17 protein-coding genes are annotated in these 18,771 nt (G+C 69.1%); 9 read left to right on the forward strand and 8 right to left on the reverse strand.

Annotated elements, in window-relative coordinates:
• The first annotated feature begins 41 nt into the window (after nucleotides 1-41).
• Complete coding sequence (locus tag IPN47_21450) at nucleotides 42-887, forward strand: hypothetical protein (GenBank protein MBK9410564.1); 846 nt, start codon at nucleotides 42-44, stop codon at nucleotides 885-887.
• 30 nt (nucleotides 888-917) lie between these two features.
• On the opposite strand, the gene IPN47_21455 is transcribed toward IPN47_21450, so the two are convergent.
• On the reverse strand, nucleotides 918-1,511 hold the full coding sequence (locus IPN47_21455) for a hypothetical protein (GenBank protein MBK9410565.1): 594 nt from the start codon (nucleotides 1,509-1,511) through the stop codon (nucleotides 918-920).
• Nucleotides 1,512-1,614: 103 nt separating this feature from the next.
• A complete protein-coding gene (locus IPN47_21460) occupies nucleotides 1,615-2,370 on the reverse strand; it encodes a hypothetical protein (GenBank protein ID MBK9410566.1) in 756 nt (251 codons plus the stop codon).
• Nucleotides 2,371-2,559: 189 nt separating this feature from the next.
• On the opposite strand from IPN47_21460, the gene IPN47_21465 reads away from it, so the two are divergent.
• The 5 genes from IPN47_21465 (at nucleotide 2,560) to IPN47_21485 (ending at nucleotide 8,889) form a co-directional block, all read left to right on the forward strand.
• The gene (locus IPN47_21465; protein ID MBK9410567.1) at nucleotides 2,560-4,032 is read left to right on the forward strand and encodes an Ig-like domain-containing protein; all 1,473 of its coding nucleotides are present in this window, start codon (nucleotides 2,560-2,562) and stop codon (nucleotides 4,030-4,032) included.
• A gap of 73 nt (nucleotides 4,033-4,105) precedes the next feature.
• Entirely contained in the window at nucleotides 4,106-5,263 is a 1,158-nt protein-coding gene (locus IPN47_21470) for an alpha/beta hydrolase (GenBank protein MBK9410568.1), read from the forward strand.
• 9 nt (nucleotides 5,264-5,272) lie between these two features.
• Nucleotides 5,273-6,310: a glycosyltransferase family 1 protein gene (locus IPN47_21475; GenBank protein ID MBK9410569.1), complete on the forward strand. Its 1,038-nt coding sequence runs from the start codon at nucleotides 5,273-5,275 to the stop codon at nucleotides 6,308-6,310.
• Nucleotides 6,311-6,327: 17 nt separating this feature from the next.
• Entirely contained in the window at nucleotides 6,328-8,109 is a 1,782-nt protein-coding gene (locus IPN47_21480; GenBank protein MBK9410570.1) for an ABC transporter ATP-binding protein, read from the forward strand.
• A 30-nt stretch (nucleotides 8,110-8,139) separates the two neighbouring features.
• On the forward strand, nucleotides 8,140-8,889 hold the full coding sequence (locus IPN47_21485) for a glycosyltransferase family 2 protein (GenBank protein ID MBK9410571.1): 750 nt from the start codon (nucleotides 8,140-8,142) through the stop codon (nucleotides 8,887-8,889).
• 17 nt (nucleotides 8,890-8,906) lie between these two features.
• Here the strand turns inward: IPN47_21485 and IPN47_21490 are convergent, their stop codons facing one another.
• Genes IPN47_21490 through IPN47_21500 form a run of 3 tightly spaced genes read right to left on the reverse strand, consistent with a single transcriptional unit; the run spans nucleotide 8,907 to nucleotide 12,051 of the window.
• On the reverse strand, nucleotides 8,907-9,965 hold the full coding sequence (locus tag IPN47_21490; GenBank protein MBK9410572.1) for a hypothetical protein: 1,059 nt from the start codon (nucleotides 9,963-9,965) through the stop codon (nucleotides 8,907-8,909).
• Between the two features lie 29 nt (nucleotides 9,966-9,994).
• A complete protein-coding gene (locus IPN47_21495) occupies nucleotides 9,995-10,852 on the reverse strand; it encodes a glycosyltransferase family 2 protein (GenBank protein MBK9410573.1) in 858 nt (285 codons plus the stop codon).
• Nucleotides 10,849-12,051, reverse strand: a complete 1,203-nt coding sequence (locus tag IPN47_21500; GenBank protein ID MBK9410574.1) for a glycosyltransferase family 2 protein — start codon at nucleotides 12,049-12,051, stop codon at nucleotides 10,849-10,851. The genes IPN47_21495 and IPN47_21500 overlap by 4 nt, the downstream gene beginning before the upstream one ends.
• A 916-nt stretch (nucleotides 12,052-12,967) precedes the next feature.
• Here IPN47_21500 and IPN47_21505 point away from each other — a divergent pair.
• Nucleotides 12,968-14,530: a hypothetical protein gene (locus tag IPN47_21505; GenBank protein MBK9410575.1), complete on the forward strand. Its 1,563-nt coding sequence runs from the start codon at nucleotides 12,968-12,970 to the stop codon at nucleotides 14,528-14,530.
• Between the two features lie 71 nt (nucleotides 14,531-14,601).
• Here IPN47_21505 and IPN47_21510 read toward each other — a convergent pair whose 3' ends face one another.
• Complete coding sequence (locus IPN47_21510; protein MBK9410576.1) at nucleotides 14,602-16,569, reverse strand: S9 family peptidase; 1,968 nt, start codon at nucleotides 16,567-16,569, stop codon at nucleotides 14,602-14,604.
• A gap of 151 nt (nucleotides 16,570-16,720) precedes the next feature.
• Nucleotides 16,721-17,158 (reverse strand): hypothetical protein, encoded by a 438-nt coding sequence (locus IPN47_21515; GenBank protein ID MBK9410577.1) that lies wholly within the window; start codon nucleotides 17,156-17,158, stop codon nucleotides 16,721-16,723.
• Between the two features lie 286 nt (nucleotides 17,159-17,444).
• Between IPN47_21515 and IPN47_21520 the strand changes: the two genes are divergently transcribed.
• Together IPN47_21520 and IPN47_21525 are read left to right on the forward strand one after the other, a co-directional pair.
• The gene (locus IPN47_21520) at nucleotides 17,445-17,738 is read left to right on the forward strand and encodes a type II toxin-antitoxin system prevent-host-death family antitoxin (GenBank protein ID MBK9410578.1); all 294 of its coding nucleotides are present in this window, start codon (nucleotides 17,445-17,447) and stop codon (nucleotides 17,736-17,738) included.
• 2 nt (nucleotides 17,739-17,740) lie between these two features.
• Entirely contained in the window at nucleotides 17,741-18,166 is a 426-nt protein-coding gene (locus tag IPN47_21525; protein MBK9410579.1) for a type II toxin-antitoxin system VapC family toxin, read from the forward strand.
• Between the two features lie 33 nt (nucleotides 18,167-18,199).
• Here IPN47_21525 and IPN47_21530 read toward each other — a convergent pair whose 3' ends face one another.
• Nucleotides 18,200-18,631, reverse strand: a complete 432-nt coding sequence (locus IPN47_21530) for a hypothetical protein (protein MBK9410580.1) — start codon at nucleotides 18,629-18,631, stop codon at nucleotides 18,200-18,202.
• Nucleotides 18,632-18,771 lie beyond the last annotated feature (140 nt).

Here is an 18,771-nt window from a genome sequence, read left to right on the forward strand (position 1 = left end):
CTCCTACCTCCGCCCCGCCGTACGCCCCTCTCTTCGAGTCGGTGCGATGCGCGCGGCTGGCCGTCGGCTGGTGCGCGTGGGCGCTGGTGTCGTCGGGATTGATGGTCGTGTTCGGCTCCGCGGCCGCCGATCACGTCGTGGTGCTCTTCATGGTAGAGTTGTGGCTCGCCTGGCGATCGTATCGCGTCAGCGGCCACCCGTACTACCTCGCCCTCTGCGCCCTTCCAGCCATACCGTTGGTCGCACTGGCGCTCCCGCTTCGCCTGCGGGGCGACACGTTGCACGTGACGGCGCACGTGCTGCCGCCGTTGGTCGCGCTCGGCGCGGTCGCCCTCTTGGCCAGCGGTAGAGCGCTCGCGACGCGGCGGTGGCAACGTTTGGCCATGGTGGCGGTGCTCGGCGTCACCGGATGGGGCGCCTATCAGGCGTGGCGTGTCTTCTCAGCTCCTGTGCTCGACACCCCCGAAGGGCGCGCGCAGGTGGCCGGGTGCTATCGAGTGCACCGCGGCCCTGCCCTGCTGCACTGGACCAACGAATCGTGGCCTCCGTCAGCCGCACGCCTTGATACGGCCCGCTGGGTCGAGCCCGAGGAGCCGCAGTTCCCGACGCGTCGCGACACGAGGTCGCCCGTGGGGGGGCCGTATTGGGGCGAGGCGATGATCACCTCGCCCGAGGGCACGCCTGGGTGGTGGCGCGCCAATTCGCGTTCCCTCCGCGTGCTATGGTCGCACAAAGGACAGTACGGGTTCGCCGGTACTTTCCGACTCGCTGGTACTGATCTGGTGGGGAGTGGGCGATGGTTGCAGAACGTCCATGGCGGCGAGCCATTCCGCTCGCGACTGCTGGCGGTGCGCTTGTCCCGTATCGACTGCGCGGCGATGCGTTAGGTGCGTCGTGGCCCCACCCGCGCGCTGCCCCTACTTGGCCCCCGTCACCCGCGCCACCAGCTCCGCTTGTCGCTGGTGCATCAGCATCGGATGCGACGACTGGATCGTCGCGAAGCGCCAGCCGCTGGCCCCGTTGCGGACCACGCCGTGCTGCACCCCAGGCAGCACCGTGACCGTGCCGCTCGTGTCGGTCACCGACTCCGTGTACTTGGCGGTGTAGGTCGCCACGCCCGGCGCGAGTGGGGTGATGATCATCGTCCCCCACGACAGCCGCGTCGACTTGATCCATCCCGGCACCGTGACCACCTCGTCCGGGGGAATGAGCGAGTCGATCGTCTGCACGAGCACCGGCTCGTCAGGCGCAAGGTCCGCCGACATCACGATATCCGGGGCAAAGAAGGGGGCCATGGCGTCGCGCGCCTTCTTCCCCACCGGCGGCGCACTGACGTCCGCGGCGTAGGCGTCGAGGAAGCGCTGGACGCTGTCGCGCATGGCGCTGGCATGGGCGGGCGCCAGCGACGTGGCGGGGCTTCCCGCGGAGCCACTCGCGGAGCCACCAGCGGAGCCACCGGCGGAACAGGCAGCGGCGAGGAACGGCAGGACCAGCAGGGGGCGCATGGACATCGCGGTTCGTTGGGCAGAGGGGGGGATCGCATCACGAGCAGGTCACCTGTCGATCCTTGGCCAAACTACCCGCGCCGTACGGAGCCGCAATGGTTCGGCGTGCTCAGTTGCTGCGGCGAAGCACGAGTTGCAAGTCGACGTTTACCGGCGCCTTGCGCCCGGCAATCGGGTGCATCCACTCGAAGACGAACGAGCGACTGAGGACCACCTCCGTCCCCCCCTTGGCAAACGTCCCCTTCATCACGCGCCACTCGTCGAGCGGGTTCATCTTGTGCACCATCTCGAACTCCAGCTCCACCGGCCCAGACTCGAGGTCGAACGGCGCCTTGGCCATCCACTCCGCTGGCCCCCGCTTGGGGGTGCGCAGGTAGCTGACGTCGCAGCGGGAGAAGAAGCGTGGCGCTTCCCAGGCGTAGGTCCCCTGCTCGAAGTCGAACTGCAGGATCGACGAGCGCACCTGCCCCTTGGGGTCTTTCGCCTCCTTCGCGGGACAGCTGTAACGCGCCACATCGAGCGTGATGTTCTTCGGCGTGACGATCGGGCCGAAGTAGGTCCCGCTATCGCTCACCTGCATCTCGATCGGTTGCTTGCTGTCGGCAATCCAGGTCTCGTAGCGCAGCGTGTCGCGCGTGTTAGGCGTCCCGGCGATCCCGCCCCCCTTGAACGAGCGGTCGAGCACGATGCGCCCGCGGGCCACGCGATCCACCTTCCACGTGACCTGCTGGTTCACCCCCGTCGAGGTGCGCTGGTCGATGGTGCCGCTCCCCTTCATGGTGATGGTGAAGTCGCCCGTCCAGGCCGGCTTGGGGGCAGCGACCCTGGGTTGCAGGAGGACCGGCAGAAGGAGGGCGATGAGCATTGGGGAGAGAGTGGGGTCGCTGTACGCTACCGCCAACCGGGCGCGTGGGCCAGTCGCGGCGACGAGCCTCGGCTCGTGCACGCGGACGCCGCGCCAGACAGTCTCCAGACAGCTCGCCCGTACCTTGGCGCGGTGAGATCGCGACCGCACACCAACCGCTCCTCCTCCGCCTCCCCGCCCCCCTCCTCCATGCGACCCTCTCCGCGTACCCGTCGCTCGCGCATCGCACAGGTCCTGCTGCTCGCCGGGCTGCCGTTGTCGCTGGCGGCGTGCGGCGACGCCGGCGCGCCGGGGATTCTGCCGAGCGTGAGTCTCGTGGAGGTCGCCCCCGATTCAGCGGTGGTGGACATCGGAGACACCGTACGGTTCGTCGCCACGACGAAATCGCCAACCGGGGTCGTGACCTCTCCCGCCCTCGCCACCTGGAAGTCGTCGTCACCAGAGATCGCCACCATCTCGTCCAGTGGTGTCGTCACCGCCCTCCGGTCGGGAGAGACGGTCATCCTGGCGTCGGTGGGACTGGTGTCACGGTCTGCCGTGGTTCGCGTCTCGTCGCGCGTCACGCTGGGTCGGGCCGGCTGCCGAGCGCCTAGCTTGGATCCGTTGGCGGCGACAACGCTGGATGTCGTCGTCGACACGCTCAGCGTCCCGGCGGGATGGAGTGCGCCCGTGGCGGTCTGCACCGACGGCCTGCGGAATCTCGTCGAGCCCGCGGCCTCGGTCACGGTCGAGACCGACGATTCGACCGTCGCCTCCCCCGCACACGGAGCGATCCCGGGCGTCTGGTCCGTGGCCGGGCGTCGGAACGGCAGCACCACGTTCCGGGTCCGCCTGAACGATCGCCTCATCGCTCGCGGTGTGATCACCGTCCAGCCGCTCGCTCGACGCCTAACGGTCGCCCTGCGGCACCAGGACGCTGGCACGGCGCGCCTCGAGTCGTGGAGCCTGGCCGGCACGCCCGACCAGGTGCTGCTCGCCGGCGAAATCCCCGGCGATGCGGAGTCGAGCCTTCGGCTGATGAACGCAGGGCTCGATTGGTCTCCCGATGGCAACGACCTGCTGTACTCCAGCAGCGGCCAGGCGTTCGTGTTGCTGTCGCGCGTTGGGGCACCGGCGTGGCGTTACGTGGCACCGGAGGGGGCGTACACCCCGAACTGGGCCCCCGACGGGACGATCCTCTTCTCGACGCGGGTGGGAGGGCTCCGGCGCGTGGCCGCCCGTCAAGCTACGCTCCTTCCTCCGCCGGCCATCACCGAACCCGCATGGCATGCACGGCTCAGCTTCGACAACCGACTGCTGTACGCCTGCGAGATGGAGCTTCCGTATTCCCCCTACGGTGACGGCAGCGTCTGCCTGCTCACCGCGGGAGTGCGGACCCGGCTGACTTCGTGCGGCTTCAACCCCGACTGGTCTCCCGACGGCGCGTCGGTCGTGACGCTGTGCGGCGCCGTGTCGGTGCACACATTGGGGGCCTCGTCACGACCGTTCACGGATCACTACCTGCTCCCGGCGAACAGCGCGCGCTGGTCGCCCGACGGCACGTCGCTGGCCCTCGTGACGCACGGGCACGTGCTCTGGTTGGCAGCGGCCGACGCGTCGCGCCCCGTATATCGAAGCACCACGGGTGAGTGGTGGCTCGATGCGGTGGCGTGGGAGCGGTGAGCTGGCGGACGAGGCGCGTGGCGGATCCCCCACCGTCGCGGTAGCTTCGCCGTCTCACCTCCCCGCCCTCCCCATGCGCTCTCGTCCACTTGTCGCCGCCGTCCTCTTCGTGGGACTGGCCTCCGCCCTTCCCGCCCAGACCCCCGTTTCCGTCTCGGGGACCGACCGGTTCACGCTCAAGGCGCGCAGCAATGGCGTCGAGTACCGCGTCGACGTCTCGCTCCCGCCGGGGCTCGACACCATGAGTGTGCGACCACCGGTCTTCGTCGTCACCGACGCGAACCTGGCGTTCAACACCGTGCACGAGACGGTGACGATGCTGGGGATCAGCGGGGAGATGGCGCCGGTGATCGTCGTGGGGGTGGGGTATCCGGAGACGGATGGGCGCGGGTACACGCCGGCATACATCGTCAACCGCACGCGCGACTACACCCCGACCAACGCCGCCGGCATGCCCGGGGGCGGCGGGAGCGCGGCCTTCCTCGCCTTCCTCAAGGACGAGCTGGTGCCGATGATGGAGGCGAAGTATCGCGCCGACCCGACGCGGCGCGGGCTCGGAGGGCACTCGTTAGGTGGCCTGTTCGCGACCTACGCCCTGCTGCACGAGCCGGGGTTCTTCTCACGCTACTGGATCGGCTCGCCGTCGCTCTGGTGGGACAACCAGCTCTCCTTCTCGTGGGTCCCGAAGGTCAAGGCGGGCGCCACACAGCCGCACGGGCGTGCCTACCTCACCGTGGGCGCCAAGGAGAGCGCCGTGATGGTCCCGCCGATGCAGCGCATGGCGGTGGAGCTCAAGCGCAACTTCCCCGAGCTGCGTGTCGGGTCGCAGGTCTACCCCGACGAGAGCCACGGGTCGGTGGTGGGGGGGGCCATCAGTCGCGCGTTGCGGTTCCTGTATGGTGAGTTCGGACGCCCGACGGTCGCCCTGTCGCCGGCCGCAAAGGCGGAGTACGCCGGCGAATGGACGGGGACCGGGCTGTCGCTGAGGTTGCGGCCGACGGCCAGGGGTCTCGATCTCGTTCACCTACAGCGGGCAGACGATGGTCGACACGCTCGCCGCCGCCTCGCGCGATACGCTCTTCTCGGCGGGGACGATGTCAGCGCAGTTCGTGGCGGTGCGCGACGCGAAGGGACAGATCGCGAAGCTCAAGGGGACGATGCTGGGCGCGACGCAGGACTATGTGCGGGGGAAGAAGTGAGGCGTGCGCTGGTGCCGCTCTCCTGCACGTAGTTCGACGCCATGCGGGCCCTGCTCCTCCATCACCCCTACACGTACCCACGCTTCGAGCAGGACTTCGTCGATCGCGTCGCCGAGCTCCCCGAGTTTGACGTCGTCGCCGCCGATGTGAACGCGCTCGAGGCGGGGGCGCTGGCGTCGAGCGATAGACCGGTCGCACTCACCGACTACGACGCCGTCATCGTCTTCGTCGCGTTCAAGCGACTGCGTGCCGCGCCGACCCTGGCATGGGGAGACTTCACCGGTCTCCGCGTGCTGATGGATCACGACATCATCCAGAACTACAGCGACATCTTCGACGCGACGCTGGGCGGTGCGTGGCCCCCCGTCTTTCATCGGCATCGCTTCGACTCGGTGGTGACGTCTGGGCGCACGGTGCAGGAACGGCTGGCAGCTGACGGCATCGCGGCCGACTGGGTCCCCAAGGGGTTTGAGCCGGCGCGCTTTCCCACGCGATCCGGGAGGCGCTCCGGGATCGCGACCTATGGCAGCGCCTACGCCTGCCGACAGGTCGCCGAACGTGCGCTGCGAGACGAAGCGATTCCGCTCACACGCCTCGACACCACCTCGTACGTGCAGCTGGGGGCTCGGCTCAACCAGTTCCTGGGATGCCTGGCGATCTCCTCCGAGCTCGAGGTCCCCCCGGAGCAGCGCGCGGCGCTCGTGCTTGGCATGCAACGCTCGCGCGAGCGCTCGTTGCAACGCTCGCCGGAGGGCTCGCTTGCCCGCGACGTGCCGATGCACCCGGGGTTGGAGCCGATGGCCAAGTTCTTCGAGGCGGCGGGGGCCGGCTGCTGTCCCATCGCCGACGCCATGGACGACCTGGCGGCGCTTGGCTTTCGCGACGGCGACACCTGCCTCACGTTTCGTTCACACGCCGAACTCGTCGACAAGCTGCGGGCCGCGATCAACGCCCCGGCGACGCTACAGGCGATGGGAGCGGCCGCGGCGAGGCTCGCCCACGCCGAGCACACGTGGGCACACCGGGCGCGAGCGCTGCGTGACGCCATCGTCCGCCGGCTGCAGCGCTCCACGCCGTAATCGGATCATCGTCAGCCATGCTGGACTTCGTGCGGCACCGGCTCCTCCCCATCTGGCGGCTCTCCGAGCGGCAGCTGGTGCTCGTCCCCGTGATCGTAGTCCTCGGCCTCACCGCCGCGGCCCTCGAGGGGCTCGGCATCGGGCTCGTGATCCCGCTGCTGGCGGTGGTGACCGGGTCGGGCGACATCGGCGGATCGGGGGTGGCCACGTGGCTGCGGAGCTTCGCGGGGGAGATGGAGCCGTCGGCGCGCATCGGCACCATCGCGCTCGTGATGTTCGCCCTCATCCTCCTCAAGAACCTCCTCGCCGCCGCCAACGCCGCGCTTTCGGCCTACGTCTGCGGCCAGGCCGGCCATCGCATCCGCACCGCACTCGCCCAGCGGCTGCTCACCGCCGACTATCCGTTCATGCGCGACCAGGAGCCGGGCGCGCTCATGAACGTGCTCTCCAACGAGTCGTGGCGCGCGGCCGATGCGGTGAACGCGACGCTCAACGTGCTCGTGAACGCCTGTGCGGCGTTGATCCTCTACGGCTTCCTGCTCGCGCTCTCGTGGAAGCTGGCACTGATCATCACCGTGGCCCTGGTCTTCATGCTGCTGGTGCATGGTGTGCTGGCCAAACGGCTGCGTGCGCCCAGCCGCCTGGTGAGCGCCGAAAGTGGCAAGCTGTCGGCCCGCATGCTCGACATCATCCATGCGGCGCAACTCATCCGCCTCTTCAACCAGGAGTCGCGCGAGCAGTCGCGCTTCGACACCGCGTCCGACACCGTGCGCGCTGGCGTGCTGCGATTGCACGTGCGCTCCGGCTTGCTGGCGCCGTTGAGCGAGATCCTCTTTGCGGGGGTCTTCCTCGTCATCATCGTGTCGGCGTGGCGCCTGGGGTTCAGCTTTCCGCTGGTCGCCACCTTCATGGTGCTGCTCCATCGCCTGCAGCCGTACGTGCGCAACCTCCAGGGGAGCTGGGGACAGTTGTGGGGGTGGAGCGGTGCGCTGGAATCGGTGGCCCGGTTGCTGGACACCGACGGCAAGGCGACGGCGCCGACGGGGAGCGTGACGCGCGCTCCCCTCACGCGCGCGATCACCTTCGACCGGGTGACCTTCTCCTACGACACCGTGGCGCGCACCGCCGACGTGCTGCGCGAGGCGAGCTTCGTCGTTCCTGCCTTGCAGGCGACGGGGTTCATCGGGCGCTCCGGCGCAGGGAAGACGACCATCGTGCAACTCCTCACGCGGCTCGTGGAGCCGAGTGATGGCGTGATTCGTGTCGACGACATCGCCCTAGGTGAGATAGATCCCGCCACCTGGCGCGGACGCATTGCCGTCGCCAGCCAGGACCTCGAGTTGGTGAACGCGACGGTGTTCGAGAACATCGCCTACGCACTGCCTAACGCCTCGCAGCCCGATGTCGAGCGCGCGGCCCGACTGGCGGAGGCGCATGATTTCATCGCCGCCCTGCCGCAGGGCTATGCGACGTTGATCGGTGCCGGGGCCACTCGCCTGTCGGCGGGACAGCGGCAGCGCATCGCGCTGGCACGGGCGATTCTCTGCGAGCCGGAGATCCTGGTGCTCGACGAGGCGACCAATGCGGTCGATGGCGTCTCGGAGACGGCAATCCTCGAGACCATCAAGGCGCGCTCGGGGCGCTCGACCACACTGCTCATCAGCCACCATCATCGCACGATTTCCGTCTGCGACCGCGTGGTGGTGCTGAATGATGGGCGAGTGTCTGCACAGGCCGATTGGGCGTCGGTGCAGCACCTGCGCATGGAGGAGTTGTACGAGCTGGGGACGACCGGATGATGGTCCCGTCCACATGATCGTCCTGTCGACATGATTCCTTCGTGGGGACCGCCATGGACCGGCGCGCGGCGCAACCGGCTACTGGCCTTGCTCGCCGTGCGCAACGGAATGCGTTACCTCCCCGGCTTCCTGCGCAATGTCGCCCCGCAGGTTGACGGGATCGTCGCGCTGGACGATGGCTCGACCGACGGCTCTGCCGAGCTGCTGGCGGGACACGGTGCCGTGCTCGAGCTGTTGCGAAACCCGGTGGATCGCGCGGCGTGGGACGAAGTGGGCAATCACCGGGCGCTGATTGCCGCTGCGCTCCGTCACGCCGCCGACTGGGTGGTGTGCGTGGATGCCGACGAGCGGTTGGAGGAGGAGTTCCGCGCGCGGGCCGAGCGCGTGATCGCGCGCGGGAAGCTGCTTGGCCACTCGGCCTACGCGCTGCGCCTGCGCGACATGTGGGATAGTCCCGAGCAGTACCGCGTCGACGGGATCTGGGGGCGCAAGATGGTCGCGCGCTTCTTTCGCCTTAGGGCCGACCACGAGTTCGACCCCCGCGAGCTGCACGCACACAAGGCGCCGATGCAGGGGCTACGCAACGGGCGCTTTCCCAAGGCCGACCTCACGATCTATCACCTGGCGATGCTCCACGCCGACGATCGCGCGGCGCGCCGGGCGCGGTATGAGAAGGCCGATCCCGACAACCGGTGGCAGCGGATCGGGTACACGTACCTGACCGACACGAACGGGTTGCAGCTGCGCACGTTGCCGCGGGGGCGCGGTTTCACCGACTGAACGTCTCGCGGCGGCGGCTATCGCTTGCGGCGTAACCAGTCGAGCCAGTGTCGTGACCGCTGCGCTGGAGGCGACGCGACGGGCGGCGGCGGCTCGTCGCTGACGGCGCGCAGTTCCCCGAACAGCTGCTGTTCCCCGCTCTCGGCGAGAAAGCGCTCGAGCAACGTTCGACCGACCGGATCGGCGGCGAGCCGGTCGATGCGCTGCTCCATCCGCCAGTCCGCGTACTTGAGCTCAACCAGCAGGCTCTTGAAGCGATCGATCTTGGCGAGACTGTGCTCCTGTCCCGTGAGCGCCCGGAGGTAGACCGACTTCGCCAGCGTCCGGTGATCGGCGATGTCCGGCATGTGCCGGTCGTGGACGAACTGCGCCAGCAGGAAGTTGGTGTCGAACAGGTAGTAGGAGAGGCGAGTGAGGAAGGAGTCGTTAGGCCCGGTGATGTGGGCCGTGTGGAAGTCCTTGCGCAGCAGCTCGTCGCCCAGCTGCACCATCCCGCTGAGCAGCATGTAGACCTGCCGACGCGCCAGCTCCTGCTGCGTATCGCCGAATGCCTGGGCGATGCGTTCGACGGAGGAACGCTCCCGCGTGTGCATCCACCAGTCCCGCACCTCGCCGAATGGCCAGTCGAGCAGGCAGAACCAGCTGCTGGCACCGTCACGGACCAGCGATCCATAGCCGACCGCCGGAAAGACCCGCACGCCTTGCTGGTGCAGGTAGCGCGAGACGATGAACTCGTGCCTCGCTTGCTGGTACGACATCGCGCCGGCGAACGCCCGTCCGTGGTCCTTGGCGGCGTCCAGCGTTGCCGCCCCTTCGGCGTCGTAGCGGGGGAGCGGATAGGGTTTGTCGTGTTGTCGCCCCATGCGCACCGGGCCGCCCTGATAGCCGGCGCCCTTGATCTTGATCCCGCCGTGGAACGACGAGCCGAGCGCCGGAATGATGAGCGAGCGGTCGCCGTCCAGGATGTGTCGGCGCGGCTTCCGGCCGAGTAGGCAGTCGAAGACCTGCGCCGCGTCGGCGTCGCTCAGCGCCGGATCTGCCAGGAGGCTGATCCGCGTGCCGTCGCGGTCGTGCACGAGGGGGCGAAGACTGCTCTCGGAGTTGATCAATCTCTCACCGCCGTGCCGGACGTCGTGAGGGCGCCAGCAGCATAGGCGACGCTCCCTGCGACGACGAAGGGGAGCGCGCGGAAGAGGTGCGCGCGTTCGGGCGGGGCGCTCCGCGCGGCGAGGATCACTGAACGTCCCACGTTCCACGGAGCGCGCAGCATGACGCGCGCGCGTTGTGGCCCGCGGTTCTCGATCGATCCCTGCGTGGCCGCGTGCAGCCGCCCGCGCCGAAAGAGGTCGCGAAGCATCGCGCCCGCGGTCACCGGATAGCGGTGCGCCGTGAGAGCATCGGCGGCGAACACCAAACGATCGTCTGCTGGGATGCGCGCATTGAACTCGGAGTCCTCGCCGGCGCGCAGGTCTTCGCGGAAGAGGCCAAGCCGTTCGAAGAGGCGCCGGTCGTAGGAGAGGGAGTAGAAGAGGCGCTGGCTGGGGTGCGTGACGCCGAGCCGGCGGTTGTGCAGGAGGAGGAGCGCCGCCCAGGCGGCGGCAGACTCCGTGTAGGCATTGGTCATCGCGCTGGCGACCGCAGCAGCGCCGGCGTGGTGCTCGCGGAGGCGGGCCACCGCCCACCCCGGGGCGGCGAGGCAATCGGCGGCGAGGAAGGCGACGTAGGGCGCGCTCGTCAGGCCGATGCCGACGTTGCGCGCCGCCCCCGGATAGAGGCGATGGCTCACACTGTGCACCGGGACGTCGAGCGCCGCCGCGCGAAGGCGCGCTGCCGGGTCGCCCCCGCCCGAGTTGACCACGATCACCTCCACCGGCAGCTCCTGCTGCAGCACCGACCGCACCGCGTCGGCGATGAAGGGCTCATCGCGATAGGACATCACCACGCAGGCGAGGTGCGCCGTCATGGCGACGCTGCCTGACGAGGGTGATGCCAGCGGGCCGGCAGCTGCGCCACCTGCGAGGCGACCCCGACCACCGACGCGCCGAGGTCGACGGCGAAGAAGGCGATCGTCGCCGCGAGATAGCGCGGTGCGCTCCCCAGGACCCCCGCCTTGTAGAGCGCGGCGAGGATCCCGAGCCCGGGAATCGAGAGATAGAGGAGCGGCGCCCACAGCGGGACGATGCCTAACGCGGCGCCGGCGGCGGCGAGGGCGAAGACGAGGCGGTCGGCGTAGCCGAGCGAGGCAAAAGCCGCTTCGAGGCGATGCGCGAGTGATGGCGCAGACAGCGTCGAAGGCGTGCGTGACGCCAACGCCTCAGGTGGTGTGGTGGCCGTGGGCCCCGACCGGTGGCGAATCTGAAAGGCGCCGCGCGACCAGCGGACGTGCTGCCGCCAGTACTGGCGCAGGTTCGCGACCAGCGTGTTGCCTGCCACCGCCGAGCGAACGAAGCGAATGCGCCAGTGCCGCCGCGAGATGCGGGCACTGGTGGCCACGTCCACGCCGACCGGGACGAGCGGAAAGCCGCCGATCGCGTCGAGTGCGGTGCGGCGATACGCCGAGGCACCGAGCGTCGGCGGGTTGAGTCCCAGGCGGTCGGTCCCCGCGGACGTCACCAGCTGGTGTACCCAGGTGGTCACCGCCGCGTAGCGCGTCACGATGTTCTCATCGTGGTTGACCGGAGCCAAATACGCCGCAGCGCCGCCGACCGCGTCGTCGGCGAAGGGGCGCACGAGCTCGCGCACGAAGTCGGGGAGCGGCTGCAAGTCGGCATCGACCACCGCGACGATGTCCGCGTTCGCGACCAACAACCCGGCGTTGAGGGCCGCCGCCTTGCCGTGCGCCGTCGGCTGCACGACGACCTGAGTGTCGCTGCGCGCTGCCGCCCACGCGTGGAAGAGCGCCGGGGTGTTGTCGGTGCAGCCGTCGGCGACGAGGACGAAGGAGAGACGGTCGGCGGGATACTCGAGGCGCGCGAGGGCGTCGAGGACGCGGCCAGCGACCGGGGATTCGTTGCGGGCAGGGACGAGGACGGTGACCGAAGGGAGGTCAGTCGCGGGAGGAAGGGGACGCGGGGGGCGGAGCGCGGCGAGCAGGTACGCGCAACGGCGTGCCGTCAGCGCCAGGATGGCCACGATCACGAGCGTCTCGATGACGGTGATCATGGCCTGGGGCCGGAGGGACGGACGGCGTTAGGCAGCGGCGCGCGGCGCGGGGGCATGACGAGCGAGGGGGGCAGCGGTGCGGGGAATACCGGTGAAGGATGCCGGGGATTGCCGGGCTGGACGGCGTGAGGAGGTGCTGGAAGGATAGGTCGAGTGCGGGGGGATGGGGATGCTATTGGAGGATGGTTGGGGATGGGGTGGCGTCACGGAGCGGGGCAGCGCTGGGGTCAGCGCCGTGCGCTGACCCCAGATTCGCCCCCCGATCCGAGCAACGCGAGGCCTTGCGTCTCGAGGAAGCGTTGCGCGTTCCTGGTCGTGAAGGCGGGCGCGTGATCATGACGCGGAGGCTGTGACAGGTGCAGGCGCCTGACGAACGGGCCACATCTCATCCGGAGCGCCCGCGTGTCCGCGCATCGCACCAGTTCCAAACCGCGTGGGACTTCTCAGGAGAATGCCGATTGTCAGGCGCCGCGCAGGTCGCCATCGTCCGGTCGCCTGCAGGCGTGGAGATGCGATGCCTGCACCCCAGTGTTTGTATGCTGACCGCCTGAGCTCACTCGGCCGCCTCCTCACCGGGTTTCTCCCGTGCTGCGTGCATGACGCCGCCACGGTGACCGGTCCGAGCCCGCAGGTCTCCGTCGCTCAAGCAACCGTGTATCGGCAGCCGACCGGCGATCGGTCCCGCCTGCCCGTTGTTCCGCTTCGGGAGGAAGCGTGTCCGTGGTGCGTCCGGTCGGCGAGTGCGCCGACGCGCGTCGTGAAGGCGACGTGCGAGCGCTGGCCGCCGACCATGAGTCCCACAGATCGAATGTAGACGCCACCGAGCGCGGAGGTGGCGGGGCGCACACCGGCGCCCGGGTTGTCCCTGCTACGAGGCGAGCGGCCGTGCGGCTCGCCTATCGAGAGGAGGGCACACATGAAAACGATGTCCCGATTCTCCAGCACCGTCATCACCTCCCTGGCACTCGCGACGCTCGCGGGCTGCGTCGGGGAGCCCACGGCGCCGGTACGCGATGCCGCGTCCGCGCCTGACGCCTCGACGCCGGCCGCGGCGATAGGCGCCGACCAGGCGACGCAGCAGGTCGTCGCGTCGGGGACCGGTTGGCGGGTCCTTCACCTGTCCGGCGCGGCGCCGGCAGCCAATGGCATCACGAGGATGGTCAATGAGGACATCCTGGTGGCGGACTCGCTCGCGGCGCTCGAGGAGGCACCGATCTCCGCGCTCGCCAAGAGCGAGGTGAAGTCGTCGTTCGCCAGGCTCCCCGCGTCCGAGCAGCGCGGTCCAATCATCGTCAGCATGGCCGCCGCGCAGCAACTCAAGGCGGCACCCGCGACCGCGCGGTGGCCGGAGTGCGAGATCGGCACCAGCAAGTGGTCCGAGACCTTCACGACTCGCAAGAACGTCAGCTATACGCAGTATTCCGTGCCCGGTTCGTTCGTGGGCGCAGCGGCATTCGCGGGCTCGGCAAGCCCCACGGTCTCGGCGAGTGCAACGTTCAACATCTTCCATACGGGTGTGTGGCCGCTGTGCGTCCCCATCGCCGCCACCGTGAAGAGCCTGCGACTGAGCGGCGGGGTGAACGTCAGCGGCAGTGCTGACATCAAGGGCGCGTTCCAGAAGGAATGGAGGACGTCTCTTACCATCATTAGCCCCCAGATCTACGCCGGGGTGGTCTTCATCAGCGTTTTCCCCGTCTTGGTGACGGTCGAGATCCCGATCGACGTTGGCATCGATGGGAACGCGAAGGTCAAGTTCGATGGGAAGGCCACCGCGGAGGCCCACGGCGACTTCGACATGACCTGTGTGTCTGGCAAGTGCAGCACTACCAGGAACACCGCGACGACAACGCGCTGGACCAACAACCGGCTGCCAACGTTCGACGCGCGCGCGACGATCTCGCCGTGGGTCCAGGGGAGCGTCAAGCTCGCACTCTACCTGGGCGTGGTGTCCGGGCAGGTCGGCCTTCGCACGACGCTGAAGAACGATGTCTGGTCCTACTCCGGCAACACATGCGGTGACGCGAACAACGACGGCACGCCGGAGCAGGTGCAGGCCAGGACGCTCGACGCTCGCCTCGGGCTCAACCTGGTGGCGAGCGCCGCATTCGTCGGTGTGAAGGTCGGGAACTGGAGCTGGCGGGTCCGTGACGACTACTTCGTCGGCTTCTACGACCTCATCGGCTCGACCGCGATGGATCCCATGTTCTACGTCGCCGGGGCGAGTGGGACGTCGTACAGCTTCAAGGGTCGCATGCGTCCCTGTTGGCCCTACGCGCAGACCATGACCTACGGCATCGCGTGGGGCGACGGCAGCAGTCTCGCCGACGTGGGCTACGCGCCAAGCACACTCTTCACACGCGAGCACGTCTTCCCGAAGGTCGGTGTGACGTATCAGGTGAAGCTGACCGCCATGAAGGACGCCGCCGGCCGTGTCCTGAACCGCTCCGTGATCGTTCCGATCAGGGCCAGCGCACGATGAGCCCGATCAGCACCTGAAGCGAGACGCGACCGTCGCGGTCGGCCATGGACGGACATGGTCGGCCGCGACGCCTACCGCAGCCGCTCCTCGAAATACGCGGCCCACTCGCGGTCGATGTCGCGGGCGCGCCACGGGTCGCCAGGAAAGTGACCCGCCACGGGCCAGAGCTTCATGCGCACGTCGCGCCCCCGTTCCTTGAGCGCATTATAGAGTTTGTATGACTGGGTGACGGGGACGCGGACGTCGCCGGTGTTGGAGAGGAGGAGGAGCGGCGTCTTCATTCGGTCCACGTACGTGCCCGGCGACTGCTCCTTCATGAGCGCCAGGTCCTTCGGGAAGGTGAGCGTCTCGCCGTAGGCGCGGATGAAGAGCGACAGGTCGTTGAGGTTGTAGTCGTCCACCAGGTCGATGACGGCTGCACCGGCCATGGCGGCCCGCCACCCGTCGTAGTGCCCGATGAGCCATGTAGTCATGTAGCCGCCGTACGACCAGCCGCTGACGCCAATGCGTGTGGTGTCGACGTAGGCGCGCTTCTTCAGGATCGCCAGCCCGGCCATGATGTCGCGTCCCGGTCCGGCGCCGTGATCGCGGTAGACGGCCGAGTAGAGCGCATTGCCGTGGTTGTCACTCCCACGGTAGTTCGGCTCGAAGACGAGGAAGCCCTTCGACGCCAGGAGCTGCGAGCGCGTGGAGAACGTCTCGCGCGACGAACCCCAGGGACCGCCGTGGATGTTGAGGAGGAGCGGGTACTTGCGCGCCGCGTCGAAGTTGGGGGGGAGCGTCAGGATGCCGTCGAGCGGGAGGCCGTCGTCACTCGTCCAGCGGAACGCCTCCACCTTGCCTAACGTCAGGGCGGCGATGGCGTCGTGGAAGTTGGTGAGGCGCTCCGGCGTGCTGCTGCCGGGGCGCAGCGCGTAGAGCTCGGACGGACGATTGGCCTCGCTTCCGATGAAGATGATGGTCCCATCAGGCGTCAGCGACACGTCGGCGACCCCGATCCGCCCCACGTCGCGCCTGATGGGCGCACCCTCGACGGGAATCTCCCACAGCGCGCTCGCCGTACCATCGGCTACGCCAGCCACCACGCCCTTCGAGTCGGGGCGCCAGATCGCGTAGCTGAAGTTGCGGTCGATGCTGCTCGTCAGGCGGCGCGGCGTGCCACCGGCCGACGGCAGCAGGACCAGCTCTGTCTGGTTCTTCACATGTCCGTCGACCGGACAGGTGAGGGCCAGGTGACGTCCGTCGGGGGAGATCCAGCCGGCGCCGCAGCGGCGCCCTTCGATCCCCGCGATGGGGGTGGGGAGCGCCGTGGGCCCGGCCGCGACCTCGAGGCGGGCGAGTTCGCGATTCTCCCACTCCCGGGTGCCGGCAACATTCTGCTTGGTGAACAGGATCGACGTGCCGTCGGGCGACCAGGCGGTGGTCGCGAAGAGCGTCGGAATCGACCAACTCCCGCGCGCCAGCGGCCTGGCCTCCCCGCCCTCGGCGCCCACCACCCAGAGGTGCACCTGGCGGGGAGCGGCAAGCGTCAGGTAGTCGTTGGCGTTGACCTCGAAGGCGTCATCGAACTTCTCGCGCTTGGCCGGCTCCTCGAACGCCCGATAGGCAAAGGCGGAGCCGTCGGGCTTCCAGGCGTAGCCGACGATGCCAGTGGGCGAGCGCGTCACCTGTCGCGCCTCGCCACCGCTCGCTGGGAGGACGAAGAGCTGCGTCCGACCGTCGACCGCTGCCATGAAGGCGAGCCGATCGCCCGTCGGCGACCAGCGTGGCGTGCTGGCGGTCTTGCGCTGGGTGAGGGTGACGCGTGCGCGGGTCGTGAGATCGACCTGCACGATCTCCGACTCCCAGGCGTTCGCGTCGTAGTTGGGCCAGGCGAGCACGATGACGGCGCGGTCGCCTAGCGGGGACACCTGCACGTCGCTGACGCGGGCGACCTTGGCGTAGTGCTCGAGTCCGAACGACTGCGCGCGCGCGGTGTTCGCGGCGAGGAGCGAGGCGAGGAGCGAGACGCTGAGACGCGAGACGAGGCGGAGGCGCATGGACGGCTGGGCTGTGGGAAGTGGCGCGGACGAATATGGAGGAACGCGCGATGCGTGCCAGCGCTGGGGGCCGTTGGGGATGTCCGGGATTGACGAGAGAGGCGGCAGAGTCGCGACGAACGAGGAGGAAGAGCGCCCGCCCTTCCCCGGCCTAACGCCCCCGCGCCCGCTCCTGCGGCTCCCCGGCCCGCCGCACCCGTCGCCCCGCGCTCGCCCACACCCACCACATGAGCAGCGGCTGCAACGGGAGCCGGATCCAGAGCCCCGCCTCGTACATCGCCGAAACGCCGTGGGCTCGTGCGTCGATCAGCATGAAGACGTTCGCCGGGAAGACGGCAACGAGCAGCGCGAGCAGCCCCCAGGCCGCAGCCCGCCGCGTGGCGGGCAGCAGCAGGCCAAGGCCTCCCGCCACTTCAGCGACTCCGCTGACGGCGACCAGCGCCGACGGCCCGGGGAGCCAGTCGGGGAGCCACGGAGGGACGATGCGTTCGAAGAAGCCGGGAATGACAAAGTGCAGGACGCCGGCCGTCACGAACAGCGCCGCCGGCCCCGGGACCTGCCTAACGTCACTTCGGCTGCGGAAGAGCATGGCGTTGCTGGACCATCGGGTGAACGTCCGTCGACTCGGTCTGGTGCACGATCCAGTCAAACGTGCACGCCGTGCGGACGGTCCGACAGCGCGAGCAGCGGAGCTTCCGTCTCGATCGGGGGATGCGTGGCCGAGACCCGCTCTGCCTGGGCCTACTGCCGCGCCACCCTGGCCGAGGTCCGGTTCCTGAGAGACATGCGGGCTCTCCGTGTGTCGGGGTGCGTCGCGATCCTCTTGCGCCACAACTCAAGATCGCTTACAATGTAGTCACTTGTAACCACATTCTATGCGCACCATCGGCATTCGTGACCTCAAGGCCCACCTGAGCCAGACGTTGCGTGACGTGCAGCGCGGGGAGCTCTATCTCGTCACCGATCGCGGGCGCGTCGTGGCGGAGCTGCGTCCCCCCGGCTCGGAGGCCGCGGCGCTGACCCCCGAAGACTCGGCTCGGCGCGCCATGCTCGCGTCAGGCGAACTGCGCGCCGCGGAGGCGCCTCGCGCCCCGTATCGCCGGAGCGACATCACCCTCCCTGAGGGGGTCGCGTCCGAGCTGCTCGACTGGGTGCGGGGCGAGCGTTAGGCATGGTCGTCTACGCCGATTCCAGCGCCGTCCTCGCCTGGTTGCTGGGGGAGCCGCGTGCGCAGGCCGTGCGCACGCTGCTGGAGTCCGCCGAGCACGTGGTGACGTCGCAACTCACGGCCATCGAGTGCGCGCGCGTGCTGCATCGCGCGCGCGCGTTAGGCGTGCTCTCGCTCGAGCAGCGCACCGCCCTCTTTCGCGACTTCCGTGACGCGTCGGCGCAATGGGAGCACCTGGCCGTGGGGGATCGTGTCTCGCGGCTGGCGTCGGCGCCGTATCCCGTCGAACCGATCCGGGCGCTCGACGCCTTGCACCTCGCCAGCGCCTTGCTCGCGCGCGAGGCGTGGCCGCAGCTCACGATGCTCAGCCTCGATCAACGCGTGCGCGACAACGCCACGGCACTCACCATCCCGGTCGCGCCAGCCTGACGCGGAATGGTCGACAGGTAGGGACCGGACGGCTCAAGGGCGCGGGGGGGGCCCGCCATCCGGCGGCGGCCCCTCGCGCGGCGGACGCCCATCCCGCGGTGGCGGCCTGAAGGGATCCGGGAGCCTGCTCATCCGCGCCAGTCGGTCGCGCTGCCCCTCGTCGAGAATCGGCGACAGCTGCAGCTGCAAGCTGTCGAGCAGCGCACGCAGTTCGCCTCGCGCCCCGTCGATGACCGTCTGGTTTCGTGCCGCGGTGCGCTCGAGCAGGGCATGCACGGTGTCGCGTTGTGCCGCGGTCGGCTCGATGACCTCCTCCAGATGCGAGACGAAACCGCCGGGGCGCCGCAGCCCCCCCGCCCGCGCGCCAAGCTGCCGCATGAGCAGCCCCTGGGTCACCATGCCAAGCACGACGCCGAGCGCCAGCGTGGCGACGAGGATCGCCGCTGACTTGGTCTCCGCTTTCATTGAGAGCCGTCCCCCCACGCGAGGAGTTCATTGTCCAGGGAATAGGCCGAGGCGAGCGTCACCGCCGGGAGCCCGATCGCCCGCGAGACCAACGACTGTCCCGACGCCGGCGTCCCCCGCAGGTTGAGCACGGCGATGAC

It is taken from the genome of Gemmatimonadota bacterium (assembly GCA_016719105.1).
Lineage (GTDB): Bacteria > Gemmatimonadota > Gemmatimonadetes > Gemmatimonadales > Gemmatimonadaceae > SCN-70-22.